Source organism: Bosea vestrisii (genome assembly GCF_030144325.1).
Classification (GTDB): domain Bacteria; phylum Pseudomonadota; class Alphaproteobacteria; order Rhizobiales; family Beijerinckiaceae; genus Allobosea; species Allobosea vestrisii_A.
This window is the reverse complement of the sequence record NZ_CP126307.1, coordinates 3,663,234-3,689,959: the sequence shown is the minus strand read 5'-3', so window position 1 is coordinate 3,689,959 and position 26,726 is coordinate 3,663,234. Positions and strand designations below refer to the sequence as shown.

Sequence of the window (26,726 nt, the reverse complement as noted above, 5' to 3'; positions counted from 1 at the left end):
TGACGGGCTTGCGGCAAACGCGCGACGAACCGGCGCGTTCCGCTAATCGCCAGCCACCTCCTTCGCGGCGGCGAGCGCCGAGCCGCGCAGCGGCAGCTCCTGCATGCGTATCAGGAAGAGGAGCGCGAGGGCGAATCCAGCGAAGCTCGCGGCAAAGACATAACGGAACAGCCCCACCATCGTCGCCCGGTCGACAGCGCCGGCCTTGAGCGTCTCGGCCGAGAGCCCGGCGCCGCTGGCGCCCAGGCCGCCGAGCACGATCGCACCGAAGATGGCGACGATCAGCGCCCCGCCGATCTGGCGGAAGAAATTCGCCGTGCCGGTCGCCGTGCCGAGCTGGTGCATAGGCACCGCGTTCTGGATCGAGACCGTCGCGACAGGCAACAGCGTGCCGAAGCCGACACTGATAAAGGCCAGCACCAGCCCGAAGCCCCACAGCGGCATCCGGTCGCCATAGGCGATCAGCACCGCGGTGCCAGCGAGCGCGACCACGAGGCCTGCGACCGGCACGCGCTTGTAATGCGTAAGCTTGCCCAAAGCCCGGCCCGAGGACGTCGCGCCAAGGACCGTGCCACAGGTCAGCGGAATCAGGCCGAGCCCAGAATTGGCGGCGGACAGGCCCGCCACCGTCTCGAAATAGAGCGGCAGATAGATGGTCAGGCCGATGAAGGTGCCCATGCCGAAGCCGGCGGCGATGGTGCCGTTGCGGACCACCGGATTGGCGAGTACCGTGAGTGGGATCAGTGGCTCCTCCGCGCTGCGCAAGCGCCAGGCAAAACAGAGCCAAAGCAGGGCAGAGCCGGCAACGAGGCCAAGGATCGGCGCAGAGACCCACGGGTAATGCGTGCCGCCCCAGGACAGTGCCAGCAGCAGGGTCATCGTCGCGGTGGTCATCAGCAGCGCGCCGAGCACGTCAAGTTTATGCGGCCGCTCATGCCGCGGCAGGCGCTGCAAGGCCTTGTCGGTCATCCAGTAGGCGCCGAGCCCGAGCGGCAGGTTGATCCAGAAGATCACCGACCAGTGCAGTGCCTCGGATATCAGGCCTCCAAGTACCGGCCCGAGCAGCGAGGAGGTGAAGAAGACGGTGGCGAAATAGACCTGGTACTTGCCGCGCTCCCGGGGCGGGACCATGTCGCCGACGATGGTCTGCGCCATGGCGATCAAGCCGCCGCCGCCGAGCCCCTGAACGAAGCGGGCGGCCACCAGCAGCCAGAGCGAGGGGGCCAGCGCGCAAGCGATCGAGCCGATCACGAAGATCACAATGCCACCGAGCATGGTGACGCGCCGGCCGTGGATGTCGGCGAACTTGCCGTAGAGCGGCGTCACCGCGGTCGAGGCCAGCAGATAGGCCGTCACGACCCAGGGCAGGTGCGCAACGTCGCCAAGCTCGCGGCCGATCGTCGGCATCGCGGTGGCGACGATGGTCTGGTCCAGCGCCGCCAGGAACATGGCGAGCATGGTCCCGATCAGGATCGACCGGATATCGGCATGGGAAAGCGCCGCCTGCGCTGGCGGCGTCTCGACCCGCTTGTCCATCGGCACATGCCCGTCCTGTGTGCAGGGAATACCGCAGGATAGAGCCAGGGCTCGCCATGCGCCAGAGTCGGTGACGCAAGGCCGTCGCGAAGTGGGCGCAGGCCGATGCCGGCTTCGGCTCAGCCGGTCTCGAGTACCTTCAGGATCACAGCTTCGTCCGCGCCGATCGGCCGGCCGTCCTCGGTCTGCACGGTCAGCGTGACCTTGCGGCCGCTGTCGCGCTCGATCAGCGAGGAATGCTGCTCGCCCGGCGCGAACAGATGCTGCTCGCCCCATTGCCTGAGCGCCACCATCACCGGGAAGAGGTCGCGGCCCTTGGCGGTCAGTCGGTATTCCTGGCGCACGCCGCCGGCTGCGGCCGGAACAGTTTCCAGGATACCGCGCGCCGTCAGCGTCCGCAGCCGCTCGGAAAGGATGTTGCGGGCGATGCCAAGGCTCTTCTGGAACTCGCTGAAGCGGGCCATGCCGTCGAAGGCGTCGCGCACGATCAGCAGCGACCACCAGTCGCCGATCGCGTCGAGCGCCCGCGCGCTCGGGCAATAATCGCTCACCAGGCTGCGGCGCTTCACCATCGTCTGCGAGGCTCTCCTCAAGGCTCCGTGAACAGCAACAAGTTGCAAGATAAAACTTACACCGTTACACCGCAATGAGTTTCATTATGAAACCCATCTAGCGGAGATCTGCCCATGCGACTGGACCTTGAGGCGGCGCCGGCCCGCGCCGCGAGCGCCGACGCACGCCCATCGCCTCCCCCTGCAACGGCGCCGCTCTCGGCCGGCATGATCTTGCTCTTTGCGTTGGCGAGCGGACTTGCCGTCGCCAACGCCTATTTCGCTCATCCGCTGCTCGACATCATCGCCGATGACCTCAAGCTGTCGCGAGCGACGGTCGGCCTGATCGTCGGCGCGACGCAGCTCGGCTACGGGCTCGGGCTCATCCTTTTGGTGCCGCTCGGCGATCTCGTCGACCGCCGCAAGCTCGTCGTCCTGCAATCCCTGCTCTCGGTCGCAGCGCTGATTGCCGTCGCGCTTTCGACTTCGGGCGCGATGCTGCTTGCGGCGATGGCGGCGATGGGCTTCCTCGCCGTGGTGACGCAGGCCTTCGTCGCCTATGCGGCAAGCCTGGCGCGGCCGGAGGAACGCGGCCAGGTCGTCGGCTCTGTCACCAGCGGGATCGTGCTCGGCATCCTGCTGGCTCGCGCCATCGCCGGCGCGATGGCTGATCTCTCGGGGTGGCGGGCGGTCTATCTGCTTTCTGCCGGAGCGACGCTCATCATCGCCATCGTCCTGTTCAGGGCGCTGCCGCCCGAACACAAGTCGCCGGCGCAGCTCTCCTATCCGCGCCTGATCGTCTCGCTCTTCGTGCTGTTCCGGCAGGAGAAGGTGCTGCGCATTCGCGCGATCATCGCCATGCTGATCTTCGCCGATGTCACTATGCTGTTGACGCCCTTGGTGCTGCCGCTCGCCGCCCCGCCCTTCTCGCTGTCGCATACGGCGATCGGGCTGTTCGGGCTCGCCGGCGCAGCGGGTGCACTCGGCGCATCACGGGCCGGCGCCTGGACCGATCGCGGCCACGGCCAGCGTGTCACCGGCATTGCGCTGGCGCTGATGCTGCTGGCATGGTTGCCGATCGGATTGCTGCCGCAGTCGATCCTGTTCCTGATCGCCGGCGTGCTGATCCTCGATTTCGGTCTGCAGGCGGTGCACGTCACCAATCAGGCGATGGTCTACCGGGTCCGGCCGGACGCGCAGAGCCGGCTGACTGCCGGCTACATGGTGTTCTATTCGATCGGCAGCGCGTTCGGCTCATCGACCTCGACACTGGTCTACGCGCATGCAGGCTGGACCGGTGTCAGCCTGATCGGCGCGGCGATCGCTGCGGTCGCGCTGATCTTCTGGGCTGCGACGCTGAAGGCGATGCCGATCCAGGCGACGCGGGCCGTGACGGCAAAACGCACCGCCTGAACGATCAGGGCCGCAGCCTTTCGGCAGCGGCCCTGTCTCAGATTACTTCAGCTTGGCAGCGATCGTCTGCAGGCCGGCATTGGCGCACTCCTCGTCGAGATGGCCGCCGGGCGCACCGCCGACGCCGACCGCAGCAATGACCTCATCGCCGACCTTCACCGGCACGCCGCCGCCGAGCAGCAGGAAGCCGGGGATGTGGACGAGATTGCGCGCGCCAGCATTCTCAGCCGCGGCCGCCGCCATGGCGCCGGTGTTGTTCTTGGCCGAGACCGAGGTGAAGGCCTTGGCGCGGCTGGCGTCGATGGTGTGCGGGCCAGCGCGATCGGCGCGGATGGTGGCGAGCACGACGCCGCCACGGTCGACCACGGTCGCGGCGACGTTGAAGTTCTTGGCGGCGCAGGCGGCGACGGTGGCCTGGGCAAGCTCGACGGCGAGCGCTGTCGGCAAAGCGCGGACCTGCACGACCTGAGCCTCAGCGAGCGTCGGCAGGGCGATGGCGGCGGACATGATGGCGAGGCGGACAAACGACATGGCAATCCCTCTGGTGACCACCGTTTTGGTGTGAGGGGACAATGCCAAAGCCGGCGTCGCGCTTGCATCCGGGCGATAAGCGCAAAGCCTAGGTAGTTCTACCGATCGGCGCCGACCAAATGCAGTCGGACCATCTCGGCGACGGAGGTCGTTTCCAGCTTCTCGGCGAGATGGGCGCGGTGCGTGTCGACAGTGCGCGGCGAAATGGCGAGACCGCGCGCGATCTCCTTGGTCGAGCGCCCCTCCGCGATCAAAGCGAGGATCTCGGCCTCGCGCTGCGACAGTCGCTCGAGCTTGATGCGGAGTGAAGCCGTTCCGCTCTCGGCCGCGAGCAAGCCGTCGAGCGTCGCCAGCGCCGCCTGGACGGTATCGATCAGCACCTGCTCGTCGACCGGCTTGGTCAGGAAATCGGCGGCGCCATTGCGGAAGGCGGCACGACAGGCCTCGACATCGCCATGGCCGGTGATGACCACGACTGGCCAGCGGCAGCGGGCGGCGGCTAACCGCTCCTGCAGCTTCAACCCGGTCAGCCGCGGCATGCGGATATCGGTGACGATGCAGCCAGGCGCCAGACGCGGCAGCGCCTCCCAGGAAGGCCGCGCCGTCGGCATGCGGCTGGACCTCGAGCCCGACGGTGCGCAGCAGAAAGCCGAGCGCCTCGCGCACCTCCCAGTCATCGTCGATCAGATGGACGAGCTGCCGGCTCATTCGGCCGCCTCCTGCCGAGCCTCGCTGGCAACGCGCGGCAGGCGGACACTGAAGATCGCGCCGCCGCCCGCGGCATTCTCGCCGGTGATGACGCCGTCGAAGCGTTCTACCAGCCGCGCGCAAAGCGCGAGACCGAGGCCGAGCCCCGCCGGCTTGGTGGTGAAGAACGGCTCGAACAGGCGCGCTTGCGCCTCGGGCGAGAGACCCGGACCGCTGTCACTGACCGCGAGCACCGCGTCCCTGCCCTGCGTGCCGATCTCGATCGTGACCGCACGCTCGCCATTGCGGCCCTCGACCGCCTCCAATCCGTTGCGGGCGAGATTGAAGACGACCTGTTCGAGCTGGACCCGGTCGGCCTGGACCAGCGGCCGACTGCCGTCGCCGCCGACCCGCAATGTTGCGCCGATGCCTTGAGCGTTGGCCGAGAGAAGCTGGACGACCTCGTTGGCGAGTTCGGTCAGGTCAACCGTCTCGACGACGGGTTCGGATTTGCTGATCCAGGCGCGCAGCCGCCCCAGGATATCGCCGGCGCGGCGGGCATTGCGCGCGATCGCCTCGAAGGCACCGGCCAGCGTCGCCGGGTCGGGCTCCGGCTGCGCCAGTACACGCCGTCCGGCCTGGGCCTGGCCGAGGATCGCGGTCAAAGGCTGTGTCAATTCATGGGCGATGCCGGAGGCGAGCTCGCCCATGGCATTGACGCGCCCGGCATGCGCAAGGCGCGCATCCTGCTCGGCCAGAACGGCCTTCCGCGCCGCCTCCCGCGCCGCAATGCGGGCTTCGAGCAAGCGATCGACCAGCAACGCGGCCAACGCTACGAGCACAACTGCCAGGGCCAGGAAGGCCGGAGGCGGCAGCGGCCAGTCCGGCGCGCTGGTCGCCAGCGTCAAGCGCAGCGGCTGGGTGCGGCTGGCGATCTCGGCACTGAAGGCGCTTTCCGGCTCGCTGGCGGTGCGGCCTTGCTCGATCAGCCGCAGCTGGGCCTGCGTTCCGTCCGGCAGGGGCGTATCGCTCGCCGAGAGTCGGGCCATGTCGATGACGAGGGCGAGCGCATAATGCCCGACGCCATCGGTCAGGGCCCGCTTGACCAGGAGCAGCCTGTTGCCGCCGTCGAGGGCACGCGTTCGCAGATTCGATCCGACCGCCTGCCCTGCCTCCGCCGCGACCATCGCGGGATCGGCAGCGTTCAGCAGCGAGCGTGGCGGGCTCAGCGCTAGATCGACCACATCGATGCCAACGATGCGCGGATAGAAGCGGATGATGCTGGCGGCCACCTGCTCGACCGTCGCGACCGGGGCGGGATCAGCCGCCTGAACCAGGGCCGAGAGGCTGGTCAGATGCGCATCGTGCTGGTCGACCCGCTGCGAAATCAGCCGGTGCAGCGTCCGCCCGGCCTCTTCCAGCTCCGCAGCGGCGTGGCTGCGCCGGTTCAGCGAATAGGCGGCGCAGGCGAGCCCGAACGCAACGAAGCCCGCTACGAGGATGGCAGCGCGGCGCGACCTCATCATGCCCGTGTCGATCTCCTGCAGGAATCCGGCGACGAGACTAGCCGGTTTCCTGCCGCGATACACCGGCTTGCGGACGTGTCCCTACCCTTCAGCCAGGGCTGCGGTCGTCGTGTCGAGGGCGAGCACGATCCCGTCCGGGGCGAAGTCGATCCGTGCGGTGCCGCCGAGATAGCCGCCGAGTACCTTCTCGATCATCTGCGAACCGAAGCCGCGTCGCTGCGGCGCCGTCACGCGAGGTCCACCGCTTTCCTGCCAGCGGAAGTGGAATTCGCCGCCCTCGTTGCGCCAGGACACGTCGACATGCCCGCCATCTTGCGAAAGCGCGCCGTATTTCACCGCATTGGTCCCGAGTTCGTGCAAAGCAAGCGCCATCGCCAGCGCGCATTTCGAGGACAGCGTCACCGATGGACCGTCGAAGGCGATACGCTCGCCGGAGCGATGCGGCGCCAGAACGACTTCGACCAGCTGCCTGAGATCGGCGCCATGGCGGCTCGCCATCATCAGCACATCCTGTGCCGCGGCCAGCGCCTGCAGCCGGTCTGACAGGCGTCGTTTCACCGCATCGAGCGGCTCGTCCTGGCCACGCAGCGACTGGTTGACGATGCCCGAGACCATGGCGAGCAGGTTCTTGATGCGATGATTCAGCTCGGCGGCGAGCAGCTGGTAGCGCTCCTCGCCGGCCCGCAATGCGGTGATGTCGCGCGAAACCGAGAGAATGGCTTCGGGCTTGCCGTCGGATGCGATGATCGGCGAGACCTGCACATCCCAATAGCGCATATTGCCCGCAGCGGTACTGGCCGGGCCCTGGAACCGGTAGCTCTTGCCGGCCCGCGCCGCCGCCAAGGCCGCCTGGGCATCCGCGTTGCCGGCGCCATCCCAGAACTGCAGCCAGGGAGAACCACGGATCGCCTCGAAATCCTGAACCTCCATCACGCGCTGGCCGCCTTCGCTCATGAATTCGAGCGCTCCGTCGAGACTGATGACCTTGATGCAGTCGTCCGAGGCCGTGAGCACGGCGCGCAGGAAGCGGACATCCTTGTCGAGCGGTGTCGGCACGGGCAGGCTTTCGAGTTGGGAGTGAGGCTTCATAATTCGACCGCTAGCGCAGCCTCTGTCAAATACACATGTCTTTTGACAGGTCGTGCGACCCGCGAGACGCCACAATCCTTAGCCGCCGAACGATGCATGGTTGACGCTGCCGGCCGGCGCGGTCAGCTTGGCGCCACGTCACGAGGAGCCGGATATGGAGACCATCACGCCACGCCAGCGCGAGATCGTGGCGCTGGCCCGGGCGCAGGGGCGCGTCAATGTCGAGGAGCTGGCGGCGCGCTACGAGGTCAGTCCCCAGACGATCCGCAAGGACCTGAACCAGCTCTGCGATCAGCGCATCATGTCGCGCATCCATGGCGGGGCGGTGGTGGCGTCCGGCGTCGAGAACCTCGCCTATGAGGCGCGCCGCTTCATCGCTCGCGACGAGAAGGCGGCGATCGGCCGGGCCGCGGCAGCGCTGATCCCGAACGACGCATCGCTCTTCATCAATATCGGCACGACGACCGAGGAGGTGGCGCGCGCGCTCACCGACCATCACGGCCTATTGGTCATCACCAACAACCTGCATGTCGCGACGCTGCTCTACCCGCATGAGAATATCGAGGTCATCGTTGCTGGCGGACCGGTCCGGCGATCGGATGGTGGCGTCATCGGCGCCGCCGCGGTCGATCTGATCCGCCAGTTCAAGGTCGACTATGCCGTGATCGGCACCTCTGCCATCGATGAGGAGGGGGCGCTGCTCGATTTCGATTATCGCGAGGTCCGGGTCTCGCAGGCGATCATCGAGAACGCCAGGCAATGCCTGCTCGTTGCCGACAGCACCAAGTTCGAGCGCTCCGCCCCGGTGCGCATCGGCCATCTGCGAGACGTCGACGTCTTCGTCACGGACAGGCTCGGCCCGCCCGCGTTGCGCGAACTCTGCCAGAGCGAGGGCATCAGCGTGGTCGAAACCGAAACGCTGGCCGACCCTTCCCTGCGCATCGCAAGTGAAAGCTAGAATTTTCGCTTTCGCTTTCGTTTTGCCGTTGCACGCAATAAAATCACGCTCTACCGTACGTTGAAGAGGCGCCCCATGGGCCGCCTGCGGGAGGAATGCGTGACGGCTCCGGTGTTCGACATCGCCATTATCGGCGGCGGCGTGAACGGCTGCGGCATCGCGCGTGACGCTGCCGGCCGCGGCGCCTCGGTCGTGCTGTTCGAACAGGGCGACCTCGCCAGCGCGACCTCCTCGGCCTCGACCAAGCTGATCCATGGCGGGCTGCGCTATCTCGAGCACTATGAATTCCGGCTGGTGCGCGAGGCATTGACCGAACGCGAGGTGATGTGGCGCGCCGCACCGCACATCATCCGCCCGCTGCGCTTCGTGCTGCCGCATCATGCGGGCCTGCGGCCCTGGTGGATGCTGCGGCTCGGGCTGTTCCTCTACGACCATCTCGGCGGCCGCAAGCTGCTACCGGCGACACGCTCGCTCGACCTCCGGCGCGACGCTGCCGGCGAGCCCCTGCAGCCGCGCTTCGACCGTGCTTTCGAATACTCCGACTGCTGGGTCGAGGATGCTCGTCTCGTCGTGCTCAATGCGCGCGACGCGGCCGAGCGCGGCGCTTCCATCCTGCCGCGGACCAAGGTGGTTGGCGCGCGTCGGCAGAACGACCATTGGGTCGTCTCGACCGAGAGCAGCGACGGCGGCCGCGCCGAGACCAGCGCGCGCGTACTCGTCAACGCCGCCGGCCCCTGGGTCGCCGACGTGCTGAACGGCATCGTCGCCAGCAACCGCCCGGCTGCGGTGCGCCTCGTCCAGGGCAGCCATATCGTCGTGCCGCGCCTGTTCGAGCACGAGCGCTGCTACATCTTCCAGAACGCCGACGGCCGCATCATCTTCGCCATCCCCTATGAGGGCGACCTCACTTTGATCGGCACCACCGACAAGGACTATGACGGCGATCCGGCCAAGGTCGCCGCCAGCGAGGACGAGATCGCTTATCTCTGCGCGGCGGCGAGCGAATATTTCCGCAAGCCGATCAAGCGCGAGGACGTGGTCTGGACCTATTCCGGTGTGCGCCCGCTCTATGACGACGGCGCCAGCAAGGCGCAGGAGGCGACGCGCGACTACGTGCTGACGCTGGACGAACCGGCAGGTTCCGCCCCTCTGCTCTCGGTCTTCGGCGGCAAGATCACCACGGCGCGCCGGCTCGCCGAAGCGGCGGTCGAAAAACTTGCCGCCGCCGTGCCGGCGCTGCGGGCTGCCCCTTGGACGGCTGGAGCGCATCTGCCCGGCGGCGATTTCCCGGTCGAAGGTTTCGAGGGGCTGGTCGAGCGCATCTGCACCGCCCGCCCCTGGCTCGAGCGCAAGCTGGCGCGCCGTCTCGCCCGCGCCTATGGCACCCGTACCGAGGCGCTGCTCGAGAGCGCCAAGGCGATGGCCGATCTCGGCCGCGCCTTCGGCGCTGATCTCACCGAGCGCGAGGTCGCCTGGCTGATGAGCCAGGAATGGGCCGGGAGCGCCGAGGACGTGCTGTTCCGGCGCAGCAAGCTCGGCCTGCGCTTTTCGCCCGAGCAGCGCCGGGCGCTCGACGACTACATGGCCGCGAAAGCCGCGCCGGCCATACCCCACCAGGCGGAGGCACGGGGATGAGCTTGACCCTCGATCGTCTCGGCCTGACACGCGGCGCGCAAACCCTGCTCGCCGACATCTCGCTGACGCTGGAGAGGGGCTCGCTCAATGTGCTGCTCGGCGCGACGCTCGCCGGCAAGACCTCGCTGATGCGGCTGATGGCCGGGCTCGATGCGCCGAGCAGCGGCAAGGTCCTGGTCGAGGGCCGCGACGTCACCGGGCTGCCGGTGCAGAAGCGCAATGTCGCGATGGTCTACCAGCAGTTCATCAACTACCCCGCGCTGTCGGTCTACGAGAACATCGCCTCGCCGCTGAGGGTCGCGCGACTGCCCGCGAGCGAGATCGACGCCCGGGTGAAAAGCGCCGCCGCGCTGCTGCGGCTCGAGCCCTATCTCCAGCGCAAGCCGCTCGAGCTCTCCGGCGGCCAGCAGCAGCGCACCGCCATCGCCCGCGCGCTGGTGAAGCGCGCCGAGCTCGTGCTGCTCGACGAGCCGCTCGCCAATCTCGACTACAAGCTGCGCGAGGAATTGCGCGAAGAATTGCCGCGCATCTTCGCCGAATCCGGCGCGATCTTCGTCTATGCCACCACCGAGCCGAGTGAGGCGCTGCTGCTCGGCGGTAATACCGCGACGCTCTTCCAGGGCAAGGTCACCCAGTTCGGCCCGACCGCGCAGGTCTATCGCCAACCGCATGACCTTGTGACCGCGCAGGTCTTCTCCGACCCGCCGCTCAACACGCTCTCCGGGGTCAAGCAGGGCGGCGAGGTCAAGCTTTCGACAGGTCAGAGCATTCCAGCCACAGGAGCTTTCGCGAGCGTGCCTGATGGCGCCTACACGATCGGCTTCCGCGCCCATCACCTCGCGCTCGACGCGCTGCCGGCGCCGGCGATCGCCTTGCAGGCGAGCGTCTCCGTCTCCGAGATCACCGGCTCGGAATCCTTCGTCCATCTCGATGTCGGCGCGCACCGCCTGATCGCGCTGGTGCCGGGTGTGCGCCGGCTGGAGCCGGGCACAGCTGTCACCGCCTGGCTCGATCCCTCCCGCATTTTCCTGTTCGATGCCGCCGGCGGGCTCGCCGCGGCAGCTCCGGCAAAGGCGGCGTGAGATGGCCAGGATCACGCTCGACAAACTGGCCCACGCCTACAAGCCCAACCCGCAGGGACCGCAGGACTATGCCCTGCGCGAGGTCGACCATGTCTGGCGCCAGGGCGGCGCCTATGCGCTGCTCGGCCCCTCCGGCTGCGGCAAGACCACGCTGCTCAACATCATCTCCGGTCTCGTCGTGCCGACGCGCGGGCGCATCCTGTTCGACGACAAGGACGTAACGCAGCTCCCGACCGAGGCGCGCAACATCGCCCAGGTCTTCCAGTTCCCGGTCGTCTACGACACGATGACGGTGCGCGAGAACCTCGCCTTCCCGCTGAAGAATCGCGGCGTCGCGCGGGCCGAGATCGAGGCGCGCGTCGCCGAGATCGCCGGCCTGCTCGACCTGACCTCGGCGCTCGACCGCAAGGCGAGCCGGCTCGGGGCCGACGCCAAGCAGAAGATCTCGCTCGGGCGCGGGTTGGTTAGACCGGACGTCGCCGCGATCCTGTTCGACGAGCCGCTGACCGTGATCGACCCGCACCTGAAATGGCAGCTGCGCTCGATGCTGAAAGAGCTGCACCGCAAGCTCGACCTCACCATGATCTACGTCACCCACGACCAGACCGAGGCGCTGACCTTCGCCGACACGGTGGTGGTGATGCATGATGGCGGCGTGGTCCAGACCGGCACGCCCGAGGAGCTGTTCCAGCACCCGGCCCACACCTTCGTCGGCCATTTCATCGGCTCGCCCGGCATGAACGTGCTGCCCTGCGCCGTCGAGGGCGCGCGTGCCAGCCTCGCCGGGCAGGAGATCGCGCTGGCGCGGCACTATCCTTCGCTCGCCGGCAAGATCGAGCTCGGCATCCGACCGGAATACGCGACCTTGAGCCCGCGCGGCGAAGGCCTGCCGGTCAGGATTACCAGGATCGACGATATCGGCCGGGCCCGCATTGCCCGCGTCGAGCTCGGCGGCCTCAAGCTCGCCGCGAGCGTGCCGGAGGATGCGCGCTTCGATGGCGATCAGGCTGCGCTCGCACTGCAGGCAGGCCAGATCCACATCTACAGCGACGGCCATCTCGTCAAAGGCGAAGCGCTTCCCGGCACAGCGGAGGAGCGCAGATGAGCGTCTGGGCCTTTTATCCTGATGCGCGAGGCACTGCGCTGAACCCCTCCCCCTTGTGGGGAGGGGCAGGGGTGGGGGCGGGAAGCAGAGCTCTTCGCTTCTCACAATTGGCAAGAAGGCCAGTGCAATAACCCCATTGGAGAGCTCTGCTTTCCGCCCCCACCCCCAACCCCTCCCCACAAGGGGGAGGGGAGTCAGCGCACTACGGGAGGCCAGCCATGAAGCCGGTCAACCAGAAGGCTTGGCTGCTCGTCCTGCCGGTGCTGCTGATCGTCGCCTTCTCGGCGGTGATCCCGCTGATGACGGTGGTGAACTATTCGGCCCAGGATTCCTTCGGCAACAACCAGTTCTTCTGGAACGGCGTCGGCTGGTTCGCCGAACTGCTCGATCCCAAGAGCGATCTCGGCTCGCGCTTCTACGACTCGCTCTGGCGCAACCTCGCCTTCTCGGGAATCATCCTCGCCATCGAAATCCCGCTCGGCATCCTGGTGGCGCTGTCGATGCCGCGCCAGGGCTGGACGGTCTCGGCGACGCTGGTCCTGATGGCGCTGCCGCTCCTGATCCCGTGGAACGTCGTCGGCACGATCTGGCAGATCTTTGCGCGCGGCGACATCGGCCTGTTCGGGGCCGCGATCAACGGGCTCGGCATCCGCTACAACTATGTCTCCGACCCGGTCGCCGCCTGGATCACCATCATCGTGATGGATGTCTGGCACTGGACCTCGCTGGTCGCGCTGCTCTGCTATGCCGGCCTGAAGTCGATCCCCGACGCCTATTACCAGGCGGCGCGTATCGACGGCGCCTCGCGCTGGGCCGTGTTCCGCACCATCCAGCTGCCGAAGATGAGCCGCGTGCTTTTGATCGCCGTGCTGCTGCGCTTCATGGACTCGTTCATGATCTACACCGAGCCCTTCGTCGTCACCGGCGGCGGCCCCGGCAATTCGACGACCTTCCTGTCGATCGAATTGGTCAAGCTCGCCCTCGGTCAGTTCGACCTCGGCAAGGCGGCTGCGCTCTCGATCGTCTACAACCTGATCATCCTCGCCGTCTGCTGGGTGTTCTACACGGTGATGACCGCAGCCGATGCGCGGGCCGACGTTGACGCGGGGAGGGCCTGATGCGCGGCGGCAGGCTGATCCTCTCGCTCTATCTCATCGCGCTGATGTTGCCGATCTACTGGCTCGTCAACATGAGCTTCAAGACCAACACCGAGATCACCAACGCGCTGACGCTCTGGCCGCGGACCTTCACCTTCGACAACTACGCCAAGATCTTCACCGATCCGAGCTGGTACAACGGCTACATCAACTCGCTGCAATATGTGGCGCTGAACACCCTGCTCTCGCTGGCATTTGCGCTGCCGGCGGCCTACGCCTTTTCGCGCTACCGCTTCCTCGGCGACAAGCATTTGTTCTTCTGGCTGCTCTCGAACCGGATGGCGCCGCCGGCGGTCTTCGCCCTGCCCTTCTTCAATCTCTATTCGGCGATCGGCCTGTTCGATACGCCCTGGGCGGTGGCGCTGGCGCACTGCCTGTTCAATGTGCCGCTGGCGGTCTGGATCCTCGAAGGCTTCATGTCCGGCGTGCCGCGCGAGATCGACGAGACGGCGGCAATCGACGGCTATTCCTTCCCGCGCTTCTTCGTGAAGATCTTCATGCCGCTGATCGCGTCCGGCATCGGCGTCGCCGCCTTCTTCTGCTTCATGTTCTCGTGGGTCGAATTGCTGCTGGCACGCACGCTGACCAGCGTCAGCGCCAAGCCGATCGCCGCGACCATGACCCGCACCGTCTCGGCCGCCGGCATGGACTGGGGCGTGCTCGCCGCTGCCGGCGTGCTGACCCTGATCCCCGGTGCGCTCGTGATCTGGTTCGTCCGCAACTACATCGCCAAGGGCTTCGCCCTGGGGAGGGTGTGATGGAACTTAACTGGATGGCCTGGACCTGGCAGACCGGCCTCTTCTTCGCCGGGATCGCCAGCCTGCTCCTGATCCTGACGCTGCTTGCAGTCTTCCGGCCCGAGACCGAGCGGGTCGGCGTGCTCGGCATCGCCACCACCCGCGGCGACCGGCTCTTCATCTCGCTGCTCGGCAGCGCCTTCATTCACCTCGCCTGGCTCGGGATCGTCGGCCAGCCGCTGTGGTGGGCTTCCGGCCTCGCGCTCCTCTATGCCGCAGCGGTGTTCCGCTTCGTCTGAGGAGTTCGAGCCCAAGAACAAGAAACGACCGGCCCCGCAGAAGGGGCGGCATTCCAAAGGGAACATCGGAGGACAACGATGACGACGCTCAAGACGAATCTCTCTTGCCTCGCCGGCGCCAGCCTGTTCGCGCTGGTTGCCGCCGCTGGATCGGCCCTCGCCGGTCCCGAGGAGGCGCGCAAATGGATCGACAGCGAATTCCAGCCCTCGACGCTCTCCAAGGAGGAGCAGCAGAAGGAGATGGAGTGGTTCATCAATGCGGCGAAGCCCTTCGCCGGCATGGAGATCAACATCGTCTCGGAGACGATCACCACGCATGAATACGAGGCCAAGACCCTGGCCAAGGCCTTCAGCGAGATCACCGGCATCAAGCTGACGCACGACCTGATCCAGGAAGGCGACGTGGTCGAGAAGATCCAGACGCAGATGCAGTCCGGCAAGAACATCTATGATGGCTGGATCAACGATTCCGACCTGATCGGCACGCATTTTCGCTACAAGCAGGCGACCAACCTGACCGACTGGATGGCCGGGCCGGGCAAGGACGTCACCAATCCGCAGCTCGATATCGACGACTTCATCGGCAAGTCCTTCGGCACCGGGCCGGACGGCAAGCTCTACCAGCTGCCGGTGCAGCAGTTCGCGAACCTCTACTGGTTCCGCTACGACTGGTTCCAGCGCGCCGACCTGAAGGAGAAGTTCAAGGCCAAGTACGGCTACGATCTCGGTGTGCCTGTGAACTGGTCGGCCTATGAGGACATCGCCGAGTTCTTCACCAACGACGTCAAGGAAATCGACGGCACCAAGATTTTCGGCCATATGGACTATGGCAAGAAGGACCCCTCTCTCGGCTGGCGCTTCACCGACGCTTGGCTCTCCATGGCAGGGAATGGCGACAAGGGCATCCCGAACGGGCTGCCGGTCGATGAATGGGGCATCCGCATGGAGGGTTGCCGCCCGGTCGGCTCAGCAGTCGAGCGCGGCGGCGACACCAACGGCCCGGCGGCGGTCTACTCGATCGTCAAATATGTCGACTGGCTGAAGAAATACGCTCCGCCGCAGGCGCAAGGCATGACCTTCGGCGAGTCCGGCCCGGTGCCGGCGCAGGGCACGATCGCCCAGCAGATCTTCTGGTACACCGCCTTCACCGCCGACATGGTCAAGCCCGGCCTGCCGGTGATGAGCTCGGACGGCAAGCCGAAATGGCGGATGGCGCCCTCGCCCAAGGGGGCCTACTGGAAGGATGGGATGAAGCTCGGCTACCAGGACGCCGGCTCGGCGACCCTGCTGAACTCGACCCCGGTCGAGCGCCGCAAGGCGGCCTGGCTCTATCTGCAGTTCATCGTCTCCAAGACGGTCAGCCTGAAGAAGAGCCATGTCGGCCTGACCTTCATCCGCGAGAGCGACATCTGGGACAAGAGCTTCACCGAGCGCGCTCCGCAGCTCGGCGGGCTGATCGAGTTCTACCGCTCGCCGGCGCGCGTGCAGTGGACACCGACCGGCAACAACGTCCCGGATTATCCGCGCCTCGCCCAGCTCTGGTGGCAGAACATCGGCGACGCCTCCTCCGGCGCCAAGACGCCGCAGGCGGCGATGGACGCGCTGGCGGCAGCGCAGGATTCGGTGATGGAACGGCTCGAGCGCTCCGGCGTGCAGGGCGATTGCGGGCCGAAACTGAATCCGCGGACCACGGCGGAGGAGTGGTTTGCCAAGGCCGAGAAGGCCGGCACGCTCGCGCCGCAGCGCAAGCTCGCGAATGAAAAGCCGAAGGGCGAAACCATCGACTACGACACGCTGATCAAGAGCTGGCCAGCGTCTCCCCCGAAGCGCGGCTGAGCCCCCTCCTCCCGGCTCGGATGCGCGAAAGGGGCGCGGCAGCAATGCCGCGCCCCCGAATTTTTCCAGACCCCTCGCCGGCTGGCGGCTACGACTGCACCGCTGCAGGGTCCATCCACATCACCCCCAGGCATGGCCGTCGAGATCCAGGAAGCCGTGGTCGTACATGAAGCCGTAATCCTTCGGCTCGTCGACGGTCGTCCCGCCGGCGGCGAGCGCAGCCGCGACGATCGCGTCGACCGCCTCGCGGCTGTCGCGCGAGAGCGTGAGCAGGACTTGCAGCGACTGGCTGGTGTCCGTGATCGGCTTCGGCGAGAAGCTGGCGAACTTCTCATGGGTCAGCAGCATGGCGAAGATGGCGTCGCTGATCACCATGCAGGCGGCGGTGTCGTCGGTGAATTGCGGGTTGAAGGAGAAGCCGAGCGCCTCGAAGAAGGCGATCGATTTCGGCAGGTCCTTCACCGGCAGGTTGACGAAGATCATCTGGGGCATTGCGTGCTCCTTGGCAGTGTGATTCCGGGGCCGACATCGTCTGTCGGATGCATCAGCGAGTGGCCGGGGCGATGTGACGGCTATGACATGGCAAGCAACGCCTGCCTGAGTTTGGCCGGTTCGACGACGTCGACGAGTTGGGCATCGACCGCGTCATGCGTGCGATGCCAGATCGGCAGGGCACGGGCGAGCAGGGCAATTCCCTCAGGCGTAATTGCCAGGAGCCGGCTGCGACGGTCTTTCTCACCCGCGGCCACGATGACGAGGCCGCGGCGTTCGAGCGGCTTCAGTGCTGCGGTCAACGTGGTGCGATCCATGCCGAGCAGGTTCGCAACCGGGCCGATCGGCGGCGGCTCCGGCCGGTTCAGGGACATCAGGAGCGAGAATTGCTGATTGGTGAGATCGACCGGGCGCAAGGCCTCGTCGAACAGTCGCGCCAGCGCCCGTGCCGCGCGCTGGACATGCAGGCACAGGCAATGATCGCGTACATGCAGCGTCGTGGCGAAGGGGACGAGGGCTTCGAGCGGTGCTTCCGGTGATTTTGACATCGTTCAGATATGTTGATATCAACGCAGTAAGTTAAGCTGAAGGGCTGGGGGCTGCAAGGAGGCGATGATGGAACATCATGTGGTTCCCCGATCCGAATGGCTGGACGCGCGCAGGGCCCTGCTCAGCCGCGAAAAAGAGTTCACCCGTCTGCGCGATGAGATCAATGCCGAGCGGCTCGCGTTGCCATGGGTCAAGGTCGACAAGGACTACGTCTTCGATACGCCTGCGGGCAAGAAGACGCTCGCCGAGCTGTTCGACGATCGCAGCCAGCTGGTGATCTACCATTTCATGTTCGGACCGGACTGGGAGGCAGGCTGCCCCGGCTGCTCCTTCATGGCCGACCATTTCGACGGCACGCTGGCGCATCTCAACAACCATGACGTCACCCTGGTGACCGTCTCGCGCGCGCCGCTCGCCAAGATCGAGGCCTACAAGCAGCGCATGGGCTGGAGCTTCCCGTGGGTCTCGTCCTTCGGCAGCGATTTCAACTTCGACTACCATGTCTCCTTCAGCAGGGAGGAGCTCGCCAACGGCCCGGTGCTCTACAATTTCACCCAGACGCCGGCCGAGCAGGCCCATGACGAGCTGCCGGGCACGAGCGCGTTCATCCGCAACGAGGCCGGCGAGGTCTTCCATACCTACTCGTCCTATGCCCGTGGCGGCGAGGAGATGCTGGGTACGCTGATGATCCTCGACCGGGCGCCGAAGGGCCGCAACGAGAGTTCGACGCTGAGTTTCATCAAGCGTCATGACGAATACGAGGACCAGCCGAAAGCCCATGCCTGCTGCGCCGCCTGAGGCGCAGCGAGCCAGACCACGCGCATAGGGTTGGTGGGATGCCCGCTCCCGGAAGGGATTGGGCTTGGGGCGCGTGTTTTTCTTGAAGATGCCGTGGCTGGAGCTCAGCCACGCGCCACCGTTGCCCGCCGTACGATCCCGGCCAGCTCCGGCGAGGGGTCGAGCGTGCCGAAGACATAGCCCCAGTCGGCATCGAGCCGCGAGCGGCAGAAGCTCTCGAACACCGCCTCGTCGGCGTGCTTCCTGAGCTCGGAGGCCTGCAGCGCATAGGCCATCAGATTGGCGAGCCGGCGGCCATGGCCGTCATCATTGCGCGGTTTGGCAGCCTCGTCGCCGAGCCGGTCGAGCCAGCGGTCGAGGGCGCGGTTGGCGCCGCGCGCCTGCCCGACCTCGGTCATGAAGGCCTCCTTGGTGCGCGGCTCGCGGTTGAAGGCGCGCAGCACGTCCATGCACATCATGTTCGAGGTACCCTCCCAGATCGCGTTGAGCGGTGCCTCGCGATAGAGCCGCGCCATCGGGTTCTCCTCGATGAAGCCGTTGCCGCCATGGCACTCCAGCGCCTCGACGACGAAGGCGGCGACACGCTTGCAGTTCCAGAACTTCGCCAGCGGGGTGGTGACGCGGGCGAGGTGGCGCTCTTCCTCCGACGTCTCCATGGCATCGGTCGCGGTGGCGACCCTGAAGGCCATCAGCGTCGAGGCCTCGGAATCGATCGCGAGATCGGCGAGGATGTTGGTCATCATCGGCTGCTCGGCCAGCGACGACCCGAAACCCTTGCGCGATTGGGTGTGGTTCAGCGCCAGTGTCAGCGCCTGGCGCATCAACCCCGCCGAGCCGACAGCGAAATCGAGCCGGGTGAGATGGGCGTGGGAGAGGATCTCCTTGATGCCGGCGCCCTCCTCGCCGACAAGCCAGCCGAGGCATTCGCGGAATTCGACCTCCGAGGAGGCGTTCGAGCGGTTGCCGGCCTTGTCCTTGAGGCGCTGGATCTGCAGCCGGTTACGGCTGCCGTCGGGCAGGAAGCCCGGGCAGAACAGGCAGGAGACGCCGCTTTGCGTCTGCGCCAGCGTAAAGAATCCGTCCGATTGCGGCACCGAGAAGAACCATTTGTGGCCGGTGATCAGATAAACCCGGCCCTCGGGCGTGTCCTCGAGGAAGCGGGCCGTGGTCTGGGTCTGGCGCAGGTCGGAGCCGCCCTGCTTCTCGGTCATCGCGTAGCCGACGCTGGCCCCTAGCTTCCGCGCCACCGGCAGCGGGCGCTTGTCGTAGCGGGCCGAGGTGATCTTCTGGCGCCAGAGCGCGAACTCCGGCTGGGCGAGGCCGGGAAAGGCGGCATAGGTCATGCCTGTCGGGCACCCCGTCCCGTGCTCGATCTGGTTCCAGAGATAGGACAGGACGGCGCGGCCGAGATGGCCGTTCGGCTCCTTCGTCGTCCAGGCGAGCGAAGGCACCTCATGGGCGAAGGCGAGCGCCATCAGCTCGTGCCAGGCCGGATGGAAGTCGATCCAGTCGGCGCGATTGCCGTAACGGTCATGGCTCCGAAGCTCCGGACCATGGCGATTGGCAAGGCGCGCGAGCTCCTGCACCTCGGCGTCGCCGGCATGGGCTCCGAGTGCCGCCGCCTTGTCCGCGACCCAGGGCGCGCCGCGGGCGACGATGCCCTGCAGCACCGCGTCGCCGGTGAAGGCGTTCCAGCCAATAGCCGGCCGGGCCTGGTTGAGGACCTGATGGGTGGCGCCCGCGTGGATGTTCATTCCGCCGCCTCCTCTATCGTCACGCGCTCGGGCACTTCGCAGCCGGTCACGCAGCAGCGGCCGGGCTGCTTGCTGACGCGCGAGCCGTCGGCCAGCACGCCGCGATCGAGCAGGCTCTCGACCAGCGCGACCTTTTCCATGACGGGATAGTTGCGCCAGATCTCGCGCTTCATCGCCTCGGGCGAGCCGCCGCCATGCAGCGAGATCACCGAATACCAGCCGGCCTCCTTGGAGACGGTGAGGTCCTCGATGAAACGGGCGACCTCGGCGCGCTGCGCGTAGGGGATGTCCGGCCGCCCGGTCAGCACGGCCGAGAGCGACGCTGACGTCTCGGGGTTGTGGTCCTCGTCCGGGCCGGGCAGCGCCACGATCAAGCCTCCCGAGACATAGTGTGCGATCCTGTGCATGTCGTAGATCTTGGTAGCGAGCAGCAGCTTGCCGATATTGGCGAAAACTGCGTCCGGCATCGCCACGCCCGACGCGTCCTTGCTGCAATAGACCGAGGCCGCGACGCCGCAGGCGAAGAAGCTCTCGGTGATGGTGATCAATTCGACCAGCTGCTCGCGGACATGGGAATGCCTGTCGGCATCGAGCCCGTTGGCCTCGACCATCAGCGCGCCGGCGCCGATCAGCAGGTCGCCGAAGCCGGCCCGCGCCGCGATACAGCTATGGCGATGGTGGGTGGCGTAGCCGGTGGTGAGATAGCCGGCCTCCTCGATCTCGCCGGCAAGGAAGACGCGTTCCCATGGCACGAAGACGTCGTCGAACATCACCGCGCCGGTCGACTGGCCATACTTCGCCGAGAACTTCGCGGCGGGGTCGCCGGGCCGCCCGGCCGGGCGCGCGACGATGGTGACGCCCTCGGCATCGCAGGGCACGGCACAGCAGACGGCGAAATCCTCGTCACCCTTGGCATGGGTGCGGCAGGGCATCACCAGGAATTCGTGGACATAGGGCGCGCCGGTGACGATCGCCTTGGTGCCGCGGATGACGATACCGTCCACCCGGCGTTCCTTGATGTGAACGTAGGAATCGCGATTGGCCTGCGCGCCCGGCCGCAGCAAGCGGTCACCCTTGGCGTCGGTCATGGCGATGCCGAGGGTGAGATCGCGCTCCTGCACCTCGTGCAGATAGGCCTGGAAGCGCTGGGTATAGTCGGTACCGTGATTGGCGTCGGCCCGGACCGTCGCCTGGCGCAAGCCATTGAAAGCGTCATGGGTCAGATAGCGCACGGCACAGCCGGCGATCTTGCACATCAGCCGGACCGCCTCGAGCTTGGCGAGAAGATCGCTGGAGCTCTGGTTGAGATGGATCATCCGGTTGACCGTCTTGCCAGAACTCGCATCGACCGCCGTCATGATCGGGGCGTAGGCCGGGTCATGCGCGAGGTCGTAGCCGACGCCGATGCCGTTGATGCCCGGCAGCAGCATGGGCTCGTCGGCGACGTTCTCGACCCTGCGGCCGTTGACGAAGAGGCGCGGCGAATAGGCCCGCAGGGATTCACGATAGCCGGCGGCGTCCATCAGCATGCTAGCCTCCTCCCGAAAAGCTTGTTGCCGCTAAAATTGAACGACGTTAGATTTTCGTCAAGAGGGTTGGAGGCGTTCCAGAGTGAGCGAGGGAATGGCGGGTCGAAAGCGCGGCCGCTATGCCGCGACGGACACAAAGCGCGCGGGCATCGTCACCGCCGCGCGCGCCGTGTTCGAACGCGAGGGGCTGGACGGTGCATCGCTGCGAGCGATCGCCGCCGAGGCCGGCTACACGCCGGCGGCGCTCTATTTCCATTTCGACTCGAAGGAGGCGCTCTATGCCGAGGTGCTCGGCCGCTCGATCAAGACGCTGCAGGAGGCGGTCGATGCGGCGGTTGCGACTGCCGGCACCCCTTCGGAGTGCTTCTCAGCCGCCGCGCTCGCCTTCTTCGATTTCTATGCCGAGAACCCGCGCGATCTCGATCTCGGCTTCTATCTGTTTCGCGGCGGCATGCGCCCGCACGGTCTCGGCCGCGAGCGCGACCGGGCATTGAACGAGGCGCTGGAAGCGACTTTGGCGCCGATCCGCGCGGCGGCGCTGGCGCTCGGCGCCGATGCCGCGCAAGCCGAGTTGATCATGGCCGACGCCTTCGCCCATGCTTCAGGCGTGCTGCTCCTGGCGCATACGCGGCGCATCCGCATGTTCGGCACCTCGCCGCGCGCGCTGATGGAGCGCCATGTCGAAACCGAGCTCGACCGGCTCCTGCGGAGATGACGCCCGATGCACCTGATGAACGTCAAACGGTCCCGCCTCGTCGTCATCGATTTCCAGGCGCGATTGATGCCGGCGATCCATGACGGGCCGCGCCTCCTGGCCAATGCTGGCAGGCTGGTCGCAGCGGCGAAGCTCCTGGACGTGCCGATCGTGATGACCGAGCAGAACCCGGCCGGGCTCGGCGCGACGGTTCCAGACCTCGCCGAGGCCGCGCCCGCAATCAGCAAGATGAGCTTCGATGCCTGTGCCGCGCCGGCCTTCATCGACGCCATCGCCGGCGATGACGATCTGATCCTCTGTGGTTGCGAGGCGCATGTCTGCTTCGGCCAGACCGCGCTCTCTCTGCTCGAACACAAGCGCCGTGTCTTCGTGGTGCAGGACGCTGTCGGCTCGCGCGTGCCGGAAAGCAAGGAGGTAAGCTTACGCCGGCTGGAGCGAAACGGCGCCGAGATCGTCACCACGGAGGCGGTCGTATTCGAGTGGCTGCGCACAGCCGAGCACCCACAGTTCCGCGCCGCTCTTGCGCTGGTCAAGTGAGCCCACCCGTGCCTCAACCCGCCTTCTGGTACTTCGACATCATCTCGCCCTTCGCGCATCTGGCGTTGACGCGGCTGGGCGCGATCCGGGCTCTGCGGCCGGTCGTGCTGAAGCCGATCGTCTTCGGCGGCGTCCTCAAGGCCTGGGGCCAGCTCGGCCCGGCCGAGATCGCCTCCAAGCGCGTCCACACCTACAGGCTCGCGACGCACACCGCACAGGCGATGGGCGTGCCCTTCCGCTTCCCACCGGCCCACCCCTTCAACCCGCTCGCCATGCTGCGCCTGCTGACCGCGCTCAACGGCAATGAGGCGGCGGTGACGGCCGCCTTCCGCCTCGTCTGGGGCGAGGGCCGCGACGCCAATGATCCGGCAGTCCTGGCGGCAGTGGCGGAAGCTGCCGGCCGGCCCGATGCCCTGGCGCTGATCGGGGAGCAGGAGGTCAAGGACCGCCTGCGCCAGGCGACCGAGGAAGCGGTTGCCGCCGGCGTCTTCGGCGTGCCAAGCCTGGTGATCGATGGCGAGGTCTTCTGGGGTGCCGACGCGATGGCGATGGCGCAGGACTATCTCACCGATCCGACGGCTTTCCGCAGCGGCGAGATGGCGCGCGTCTCGACCTTGCCCGAAGGCATCCAGCGCCAGCGCTGAACACGAGAAGAGGGAACCGTCCGGCCGCAGCCACAGTTTCACGATGTTGTCGGTTTACGCCTGTCCTGGATAGGCAGATCATTCGCCGGCCGACAACGAAAGGGAGACGCCCATGCTGCGCCGTTCGTTCCTGAAATTCGGCATCGCCGGCCTGGCCGCGCCGAATCTGATCCTGCGCAGCGCCGAGGCGACCGGACAGCCCCAGCCCGGCAGCCCGTTCATCGTCACCTATTTCGAGGTGCCGGAGATCAAGGGCTCGCGCGATGTCACCGATGCCGGCGACGGCACGCTCTGGGTCTGCGGCCAGCGCAACGGCGTGCTCGGCCGTTTCGATCCACGCACCGGCCAGATCAAGGTGATTCCGCTCGGCGATGGCGCTGCGCCGCACGGCGTGGTGCGCGGCCCTGATGGGGCCGCCTGGGTCACCGAAGGCGGCCAGAACGCCATCGCCCGTGTCGACGACAAGACGCACAAGGTCGACCTGTTCAAACTCCCGGCCGAGCGCGAGCGCGCCAATCTCAACACGCCGGTCTTCGACAAGACCGGTATGCTCTGGTTCACCGGCCAGAACGGCATCGTCGGCCGTCTCGATCCGAAATCCGGCAAGATGGAGATCTTCGACGCGCCGCGCGGCGCCGGCCCCTATGGCATGACGCGCACGCCGGCTGGCGAAATCTGGTTCGCCTCGCTCGCCGGCAACTACATCGCCAGGATCAACACGCAGAGCGGCGCCTTCACCGTGGTCGATCCGCCGACCGAGGGCCAGGGCGCGCGCCGGGTCTGGTCGGATTCGAAGAACCGGATCTGGGTCAGCGAGTGGAATTCCGGGCAGGTCTCATCGTTCGACCCCGAAAGCGGCAGCTGGAAGGGCTGGAAGCTGCCCGGTCACAAGCCGCGGACCTACTCGGTCTATGTCGACGACGCCGACAAGGTCTGGCTCACCGACTTCGCCCTCAACAGCATCGTTCGCTTCGACCCGCTCAACGAGGAATTCAACAGCTTCCCGAGCGACAAGCCCGGCGCCAATGTCCGCCAGATGGACGGGCGGAGCGGCGAGGCCTGGGGCGGCGAGAGCGGCACCAACCGGCTGGTGCGCATCCAGACGGTGAAGCCGGCGTGAGAACGGGGCTCGCGGCGCTCCTGGCGCTCCCGGCGCTCGCGCTACCCTTGACCGGCCCGCTCCGGGCACAGGAACCGGCGGGAGCTGCCATCTTCAAGGCCTGCCAGTCCTGCCATAGTCTAGATCCGGCCAAGACCGGCATGTCCGGGCCGCATCTTGCCGGATTGAAGGGACGCGTGCTCGGTTCGGCTGATGGCTTCGATTATTCGCCGGCGTTCAGGGCCGCGAAGGCGCAAGGGCTCAACTGGGACGAGGAGAAGCTGAAGGCCTACCTCTCCGACCCCGACGCGCTCGTACCCGGTGGCTGGATGAGTCCGCCCGCCGGCCTCAGCATGGCGGACCGCGCGGCCGTGGCGGATTACCTGCTCAGCAGGTAGCCGCTGCTCAGAGCGGCTTCTTGATCCATTTTGAGATCATGCCGACGATGCCTTCGCGGAAGAGCAGGACGCAGATCACGAAAACAATGCCCTGCACGACCGTGACCCAGGCACCGAGCGTCGCCAGGAAATTTTGCATGGAGACGATGACGATTGCGCCGACGATCGGGCCGAAGACCGTGCCGAGCCCGCCGACCAGCGTCATCAGCACGACCTCGCCCGACATCGACCAATGCACGTCGGTGAGCGACGCCAGCTGGAAGACGATCGCCTTGGTGGCGCCGGCAAGCCCGGCGATCCCGGCCGAAAGCACGAAGACGGCGAGCTTGTACTGGCTGGCGCGGTAGCCGAGCGAGATGGCGCGCGGCTCGTTGTCACGGATCGCCTTGCAGACCTGGCCGAAGGGCGAGTGGATGACGCGGTAGATCAGCAGCAGCCCGCCCATGAAGACCGCGGCGACCAGCCAATAAAGCGCCCGGTCGTCGGCGAGGCTGAACAGGCCCAGCAGCTTGCCGCGCGGCACTGCCTGGATGCCGTCCTCGCCACCGGTGAAGCGCGGCGTCTGCAGCGAGAAAAAGAACGCCATCTGCGCCAGCGCCAGCGTGATCATGGCAAAGTAGATGCCCTGGCGGCGGATGGCGAGTGCGCCGAAGGCGAGGCCAAGCAGAGCGGCGATCCCCGTGCCGGCGAGGATGGCGAGCTCCGGCGTCAGCCCCCAGTGCTTGGCGGTGTAGGCGCTGACATAGCTCGCCATGCCGAAATAGGCGGCGTGGCCGAAGGAGAGCAGGCCGCCATAGCCGAGCAGAAGATTGAAGGCGAGCGCGAACAGCGCAAAGCACAGCACCTTCATCACGAAGACCGGATAGGCGACGAAGGGCGCGATCACGAGCGCGGCCGCGATGCCGATCATCAGGTTGCGGTGCAGCCGCGCGGTGCTGTCGTCAACCTCGCCAATGGCGAGGCTGGCGGCGGAAGCGTCGGTGGAAGCGATGTCTGCCATCTCAATTCCTCACGAGGCGGCGGCGCTCGGGCCGCGCGCCCGAACAGGCCGGCGGGCTTCACCAGAAGCACGATCGCCATAATGATGAAGATCACGGTCGCCGAGGCTTCCGGATAGAACACCTTGGTCAGTCCTTCGACCAGGCCGAGCGAGAAGCCGGTGACGATCGCGCCCATGATCGAGCCCATGCCTCCGATCACTACCACCGCGAAGACGACGATGATCAGATCGGCGCCCATGTTCGGGTTGACCGAATAGATCGGCGCCGCCAGCACCCCGGCAAAGGCGGCGAGCGCGACGCCAAAACCATAGGTCAGCGTCACCAGCAACGGCACGTTGATGCCGAAGGCCTGGGTCAGGGTCGGGTTCTCAGTCGCAGCACGCAAATAGGAGCCGAGCTTGGTCTTCTCGATCATGAACCAGGTGGCGAGGCAGACGACGAGCGAGGCGATCACGACCCAGCCGCGATAGGTCGGCAGGAACATGAAGCCGAGATTATAGCCGCCGCGCAGCTCCGCCGGGATCGAGTAAGGCAGGCCGGAGGAGCCATAATTGTTGCGGAACAGGCCCTGGATGATCAGCGCCAGGCCGAAGGTCAGCAGCAGCCCGTAGAGATGGTCGACATGGGCGATGCGCTTCAGCAGGAAGCGCTCGATCACCACGCCGGTGATGCCGACGGCGATCGGCGCCAGCAGCAGCGCCGCCCAATAGTTGATGCCGAGATAGTTCAGGCACATCAAGCGACGAAGGCGCCCATCATGTACTGGGCGCCATGGGTGAAGTTGATGATGTTGAGCAGGCCGAAGATCACGGCCAGGCCGAGGCTGAGGATCGCATAGAACGAGCCGTTGATCAGCCCGAGCAGAAGCTGGCCGAACAATGCCTGTGGCGGGACACCCAAGAGCTCGAACATGCGATCGACCATTCCGTGGAAGCTGATCCGGGGGCCTGGAGCCGGATCCGATCAGGTTGGAAACAACCTGATCGGTAAATCCGTCTCCAACTTAGAGGTAGAGACCGTTTTTCCGATCAGCTTGCGATGCAAGCTGATCGGAACGGGCTCTACCGG

Annotated in this window: 26 protein-coding genes and 1 pseudogene; 15 read left to right on the top strand and 12 right to left on the bottom strand. The window is 66.6% G+C overall.

Annotation, left to right across the window (positions count from 1 at the left end; translation table 11 throughout):
• Positions 1-42 precede the first annotated feature (42 nt).
• Together QO058_RS18230 and QO058_RS18225 are read right to left on the bottom strand one after the other, a co-directional pair.
• Complete coding sequence (locus QO058_RS18230) at positions 43-1,536, bottom strand: MDR family MFS transporter (RefSeq protein WP_284172944.1); 1,494 nt, start codon at positions 1,534-1,536, stop codon at positions 43-45.
• 119 nt (positions 1,537-1,655) lie between these two features.
• Positions 1,656-2,108 (bottom strand): winged helix-turn-helix transcriptional regulator, encoded by a 453-nt coding sequence (locus tag QO058_RS18225; RefSeq protein WP_284167683.1) that lies wholly within the window; start codon positions 2,106-2,108, stop codon positions 1,656-1,658.
• Positions 2,109-2,222: 114 nt separating this feature from the next.
• On the opposite strand from QO058_RS18225, the gene QO058_RS18220 reads away from it, so the two are divergent.
• Positions 2,223-3,500, top strand: coding sequence for an MFS transporter (locus QO058_RS18220; protein WP_284167682.1), 1,278 nt, complete (start codon positions 2,223-2,225; stop codon positions 3,498-3,500).
• A gap of 42 nt (positions 3,501-3,542) precedes the next feature.
• Here the strand turns inward: QO058_RS18220 and QO058_RS18215 are convergent, their stop codons facing one another.
• The 4 genes from QO058_RS18215 to QO058_RS18200 form a co-directional block, all read right to left on the bottom strand.
• Positions 3,543-4,031 (bottom strand): GlcG/HbpS family heme-binding protein, encoded by a 489-nt coding sequence (locus QO058_RS18215; RefSeq protein WP_284167681.1) that lies wholly within the window; start codon positions 4,029-4,031, stop codon positions 3,543-3,545.
• 98 nt (positions 4,032-4,129) lie between these two features.
• The gene (locus QO058_RS18210) at positions 4,130-4,642 is read right to left on the bottom strand and encodes a response regulator transcription factor (protein WP_347975413.1); all 513 of its coding nucleotides are present in this window, start codon (positions 4,640-4,642) and stop codon (positions 4,130-4,132) included.
• 93 nt (positions 4,643-4,735) lie between these two features.
• Positions 4,736-6,244, bottom strand: a complete 1,509-nt coding sequence (locus tag QO058_RS18205; protein WP_284167680.1) for a sensor histidine kinase — start codon at positions 6,242-6,244, stop codon at positions 4,736-4,738.
• Between the two features lie 81 nt (positions 6,245-6,325).
• Positions 6,326-7,333 (bottom strand): HWE histidine kinase domain-containing protein, encoded by a 1,008-nt coding sequence (locus tag QO058_RS18200; RefSeq protein WP_284167679.1) that lies wholly within the window; start codon positions 7,331-7,333, stop codon positions 6,326-6,328.
• Positions 7,334-7,487: 154 nt separating this feature from the next.
• Between QO058_RS18200 and QO058_RS18195 the strand changes: the two genes are divergently transcribed.
• The 8 genes from QO058_RS18195 to QO058_RS18160 all read left to right on the top strand — a co-directional run bounded on the left by QO058_RS18195 (position 7,488) and on the right by QO058_RS18160 (position 16,142).
• Positions 7,488-8,291: a DeoR/GlpR family DNA-binding transcription regulator gene (locus QO058_RS18195; protein WP_284167678.1), complete on the top strand. Its 804-nt coding sequence runs from the start codon at positions 7,488-7,490 to the stop codon at positions 8,289-8,291.
• 75 nt (positions 8,292-8,366) lie between these two features.
• The gene (glpD, locus tag QO058_RS18190) at positions 8,367-9,926 is read left to right on the top strand and encodes a glycerol-3-phosphate dehydrogenase (protein ID WP_284167677.1); all 1,560 of its coding nucleotides are present in this window, start codon (positions 8,367-8,369) and stop codon (positions 9,924-9,926) included.
• Entirely contained in the window at positions 9,923-11,008 is a 1,086-nt protein-coding gene (locus tag QO058_RS18185) for an ABC transporter ATP-binding protein (RefSeq protein WP_284167676.1), read from the top strand. The genes glpD and QO058_RS18185 overlap by 4 nt, the downstream gene beginning before the upstream one ends.
• Position 11,009: 1 nt before the next feature.
• A complete protein-coding gene (locus tag QO058_RS18180; RefSeq protein WP_284167675.1) occupies positions 11,010-12,113 on the top strand; it encodes an ABC transporter ATP-binding protein in 1,104 nt (367 codons plus the stop codon).
• Positions 12,114-12,331: 218 nt separating this feature from the next.
• Positions 12,332-13,231, top strand: a complete 900-nt coding sequence (locus QO058_RS18175; protein WP_284167674.1) for a carbohydrate ABC transporter permease — start codon at positions 12,332-12,334, stop codon at positions 13,229-13,231.
• Positions 13,231-14,028: a carbohydrate ABC transporter permease gene (locus QO058_RS18170; protein ID WP_284167673.1), complete on the top strand. Its 798-nt coding sequence runs from the start codon at positions 13,231-13,233 to the stop codon at positions 14,026-14,028. The genes QO058_RS18175 and QO058_RS18170 overlap by 1 nt, the downstream gene beginning before the upstream one ends.
• Positions 14,028-14,306 (top strand): DUF2160 domain-containing protein, encoded by a 279-nt coding sequence (locus QO058_RS18165; protein ID WP_152015973.1) that lies wholly within the window; start codon positions 14,028-14,030, stop codon positions 14,304-14,306. Before QO058_RS18170 ends, QO058_RS18165 begins: the two co-directional genes overlap by 1 nt.
• Positions 14,307-14,384: 78 nt before the next feature.
• On the top strand, positions 14,385-16,142 hold the full coding sequence (locus QO058_RS18160) for an ABC transporter substrate-binding protein (protein WP_284167672.1): 1,758 nt from the start codon (positions 14,385-14,387) through the stop codon (positions 16,140-16,142).
• Between the two features lie 120 nt (positions 16,143-16,262).
• Here QO058_RS18160 and QO058_RS18155 read toward each other — a convergent pair whose 3' ends face one another.
• Positions 16,263-16,634 (bottom strand): VOC family protein, encoded by a 372-nt coding sequence (locus QO058_RS18155; protein WP_284167671.1) that lies wholly within the window; start codon positions 16,632-16,634, stop codon positions 16,263-16,265.
• A gap of 80 nt (positions 16,635-16,714) precedes the next feature.
• A complete protein-coding gene (locus tag QO058_RS18150) occupies positions 16,715-17,182 on the bottom strand; it encodes a MarR family winged helix-turn-helix transcriptional regulator (protein WP_284167670.1) in 468 nt (155 codons plus the stop codon).
• 67 nt (positions 17,183-17,249) lie between these two features.
• On the opposite strand from QO058_RS18150, the gene QO058_RS18145 reads away from it, so the two are divergent.
• Positions 17,250-17,981 carry a DUF899 domain-containing protein gene (locus QO058_RS18145; protein WP_284167669.1) on the top strand — a complete coding sequence of 244 codons (732 nt, stop codon included), beginning with the start codon at positions 17,250-17,252 and terminating at the stop codon, positions 17,979-17,981.
• A gap of 104 nt (positions 17,982-18,085) precedes the next feature.
• Here the strand turns inward: QO058_RS18145 and QO058_RS18140 are convergent, their stop codons facing one another.
• Entirely contained in the window at positions 18,086-19,735 is a 1,650-nt protein-coding gene (locus tag QO058_RS18140; protein WP_284167668.1) for an acyl-CoA dehydrogenase family protein, read from the bottom strand.
• On the bottom strand, positions 19,732-21,264 hold the full coding sequence (locus tag QO058_RS18135) for a 4-hydroxyphenylacetate 3-hydroxylase family protein (protein WP_284167667.1): 1,533 nt from the start codon (positions 21,262-21,264) through the stop codon (positions 19,732-19,734). The genes QO058_RS18140 and QO058_RS18135 overlap by 4 nt, the downstream gene beginning before the upstream one ends.
• A gap of 94 nt (positions 21,265-21,358) precedes the next feature.
• Between QO058_RS18135 and QO058_RS18130 the strand changes: the two genes are divergently transcribed.
• The 5 genes from QO058_RS18130 (at position 21,359) to QO058_RS18110 (ending at position 24,657) form a co-directional block, all read left to right on the top strand.
• Complete coding sequence (locus tag QO058_RS18130) at positions 21,359-21,979, top strand: TetR/AcrR family transcriptional regulator (RefSeq protein WP_284167666.1); 621 nt, start codon at positions 21,359-21,361, stop codon at positions 21,977-21,979.
• Between the two features lie 15 nt (positions 21,980-21,994).
• A complete protein-coding gene (locus QO058_RS18125) occupies positions 21,995-22,516 on the top strand; it encodes an isochorismatase family protein (RefSeq protein ID WP_347975410.1) in 522 nt (173 codons plus the stop codon).
• Positions 22,517-22,524: 8 nt separating this feature from the next.
• Positions 22,525-23,160, top strand: coding sequence for a 2-hydroxychromene-2-carboxylate isomerase (locus tag QO058_RS18120; RefSeq protein WP_284167664.1), 636 nt, complete (start codon positions 22,525-22,527; stop codon positions 23,158-23,160).
• 112 nt (positions 23,161-23,272) lie between these two features.
• Positions 23,273-24,280, top strand: a complete 1,008-nt coding sequence (locus tag QO058_RS18115) for a Vgb family protein (RefSeq protein WP_284167663.1) — start codon at positions 23,273-23,275, stop codon at positions 24,278-24,280.
• Positions 24,277-24,657 carry a c-type cytochrome gene (locus QO058_RS18110; RefSeq protein ID WP_284167662.1) on the top strand — a complete coding sequence of 127 codons (381 nt, stop codon included), beginning with the start codon at positions 24,277-24,279 and terminating at the stop codon, positions 24,655-24,657. Before QO058_RS18115 ends, QO058_RS18110 begins: the two co-directional genes overlap by 4 nt.
• Positions 24,658-24,664: 7 nt before the next feature.
• Here QO058_RS18110 and QO058_RS18105 read toward each other — a convergent pair whose 3' ends face one another.
• Together QO058_RS18105 and QO058_RS18100 are read right to left on the bottom strand one after the other, a co-directional pair.
• A complete protein-coding gene (locus QO058_RS18105; protein ID WP_284167661.1) occupies positions 24,665-25,657 on the bottom strand; it encodes a branched-chain amino acid ABC transporter permease in 993 nt (330 codons plus the stop codon).
• A gap of 29 nt (positions 25,658-25,686) precedes the next feature.
• Positions 25,687-26,570: pseudogene (locus QO058_RS18100) on the bottom strand (branched-chain amino acid ABC transporter permease); the annotation flags it as partial.
• Positions 26,571-26,726 lie beyond the last annotated feature (156 nt).

Bases quoted from the DNA above. Each gene is read 5' to 3' on its own strand.
- QO058_RS18160 (WP_284167672.1), top strand. From the start codon at position 14,385: ATGACGACGCTCAAGACGAATCTCTCTTGCCTCGCCGGCGCCAGCCTG.
- QO058_RS18180 (WP_284167675.1), top strand. From the start codon at position 11,010: ATGGCCAGGATCACGCTCGACAAACTGGCCCACGCCTACAAGCCCAAC.
- QO058_RS18170 (WP_284167673.1), top strand. From the start codon at position 13,231: ATGCGCGGCGGCAGGCTGATCCTCTCGCTCTATCTCATCGCGCTGATG.
- QO058_RS18105 (WP_284167661.1), bottom strand. From the start codon at position 25,657: ATGGCAGACATCGCTTCCACCGACGCTTCCGCCGCCAGCCTCGCCATT.
- QO058_RS18130 (WP_284167666.1), top strand. From the start codon at position 21,359: ATGGCGGGTCGAAAGCGCGGCCGCTATGCCGCGACGGACACAAAGCGC.
- QO058_RS18220 (WP_284167682.1), top strand. From the start codon at position 2,223: ATGCGACTGGACCTTGAGGCGGCGCCGGCCCGCGCCGCGAGCGCCGAC.
- QO058_RS18125 (WP_347975410.1), top strand. From the start codon at position 21,995: ATGAACGTCAAACGGTCCCGCCTCGTCGTCATCGATTTCCAGGCGCGA.
- QO058_RS18175 (WP_284167674.1), top strand. From the start codon at position 12,332: ATGAAGCCGGTCAACCAGAAGGCTTGGCTGCTCGTCCTGCCGGTGCTG.
- QO058_RS18185 (WP_284167676.1), top strand. From the start codon at position 9,923: ATGAGCTTGACCCTCGATCGTCTCGGCCTGACACGCGGCGCGCAAACC.
- QO058_RS18165 (WP_152015973.1), top strand. From the start codon at position 14,028: ATGGAACTTAACTGGATGGCCTGGACCTGGCAGACCGGCCTCTTCTTC.
- glpD (WP_284167677.1), top strand. From the start codon at position 8,367: ATGGGCCGCCTGCGGGAGGAATGCGTGACGGCTCCGGTGTTCGACATC.
- QO058_RS18225 (WP_284167683.1), bottom strand. From the start codon at position 2,108: ATGGTGAAGCGCCGCAGCCTGGTGAGCGATTATTGCCCGAGCGCGCGG.
- QO058_RS18140 (WP_284167668.1), bottom strand. From the start codon at position 19,735: ATGAACATCCACGCGGGCGCCACCCATCAGGTCCTCAACCAGGCCCGG.
- QO058_RS18155 (WP_284167671.1), bottom strand. From the start codon at position 16,634: ATGCCCCAGATGATCTTCGTCAACCTGCCGGTGAAGGACCTGCCGAAA.
- QO058_RS18115 (WP_284167663.1), top strand. From the start codon at position 23,273: ATGCTGCGCCGTTCGTTCCTGAAATTCGGCATCGCCGGCCTGGCCGCG.
- QO058_RS18205 (WP_284167680.1), bottom strand. From the start codon at position 6,244: ATGATGAGGTCGCGCCGCGCTGCCATCCTCGTAGCGGGCTTCGTTGCG.
- QO058_RS18200 (WP_284167679.1), bottom strand. From the start codon at position 7,333: ATGAAGCCTCACTCCCAACTCGAAAGCCTGCCCGTGCCGACACCGCTC.
- QO058_RS18230 (WP_284172944.1), bottom strand. From the start codon at position 1,536: ATGGACAAGCGGGTCGAGACGCCGCCAGCGCAGGCGGCGCTTTCCCAT.
- QO058_RS18150 (WP_284167670.1), bottom strand. From the start codon at position 17,182: ATGTCAAAATCACCGGAAGCACCGCTCGAAGCCCTCGTCCCCTTCGCC.
- QO058_RS18145 (WP_284167669.1), top strand. From the start codon at position 17,250: ATGGAACATCATGTGGTTCCCCGATCCGAATGGCTGGACGCGCGCAGG.
- QO058_RS18210 (WP_347975413.1), bottom strand. From the start codon at position 4,642: ATGCCGACGGCGCGGCCTTCCTGGGAGGCGCTGCCGCGTCTGGCGCCT.
- QO058_RS18195 (WP_284167678.1), top strand. From the start codon at position 7,488: ATGGAGACCATCACGCCACGCCAGCGCGAGATCGTGGCGCTGGCCCGG.
- QO058_RS18215 (WP_284167681.1), bottom strand. From the start codon at position 4,031: ATGTCGTTTGTCCGCCTCGCCATCATGTCCGCCGCCATCGCCCTGCCG.
- QO058_RS18135 (WP_284167667.1), bottom strand. From the start codon at position 21,264: ATGCTGATGGACGCCGCCGGCTATCGTGAATCCCTGCGGGCCTATTCG.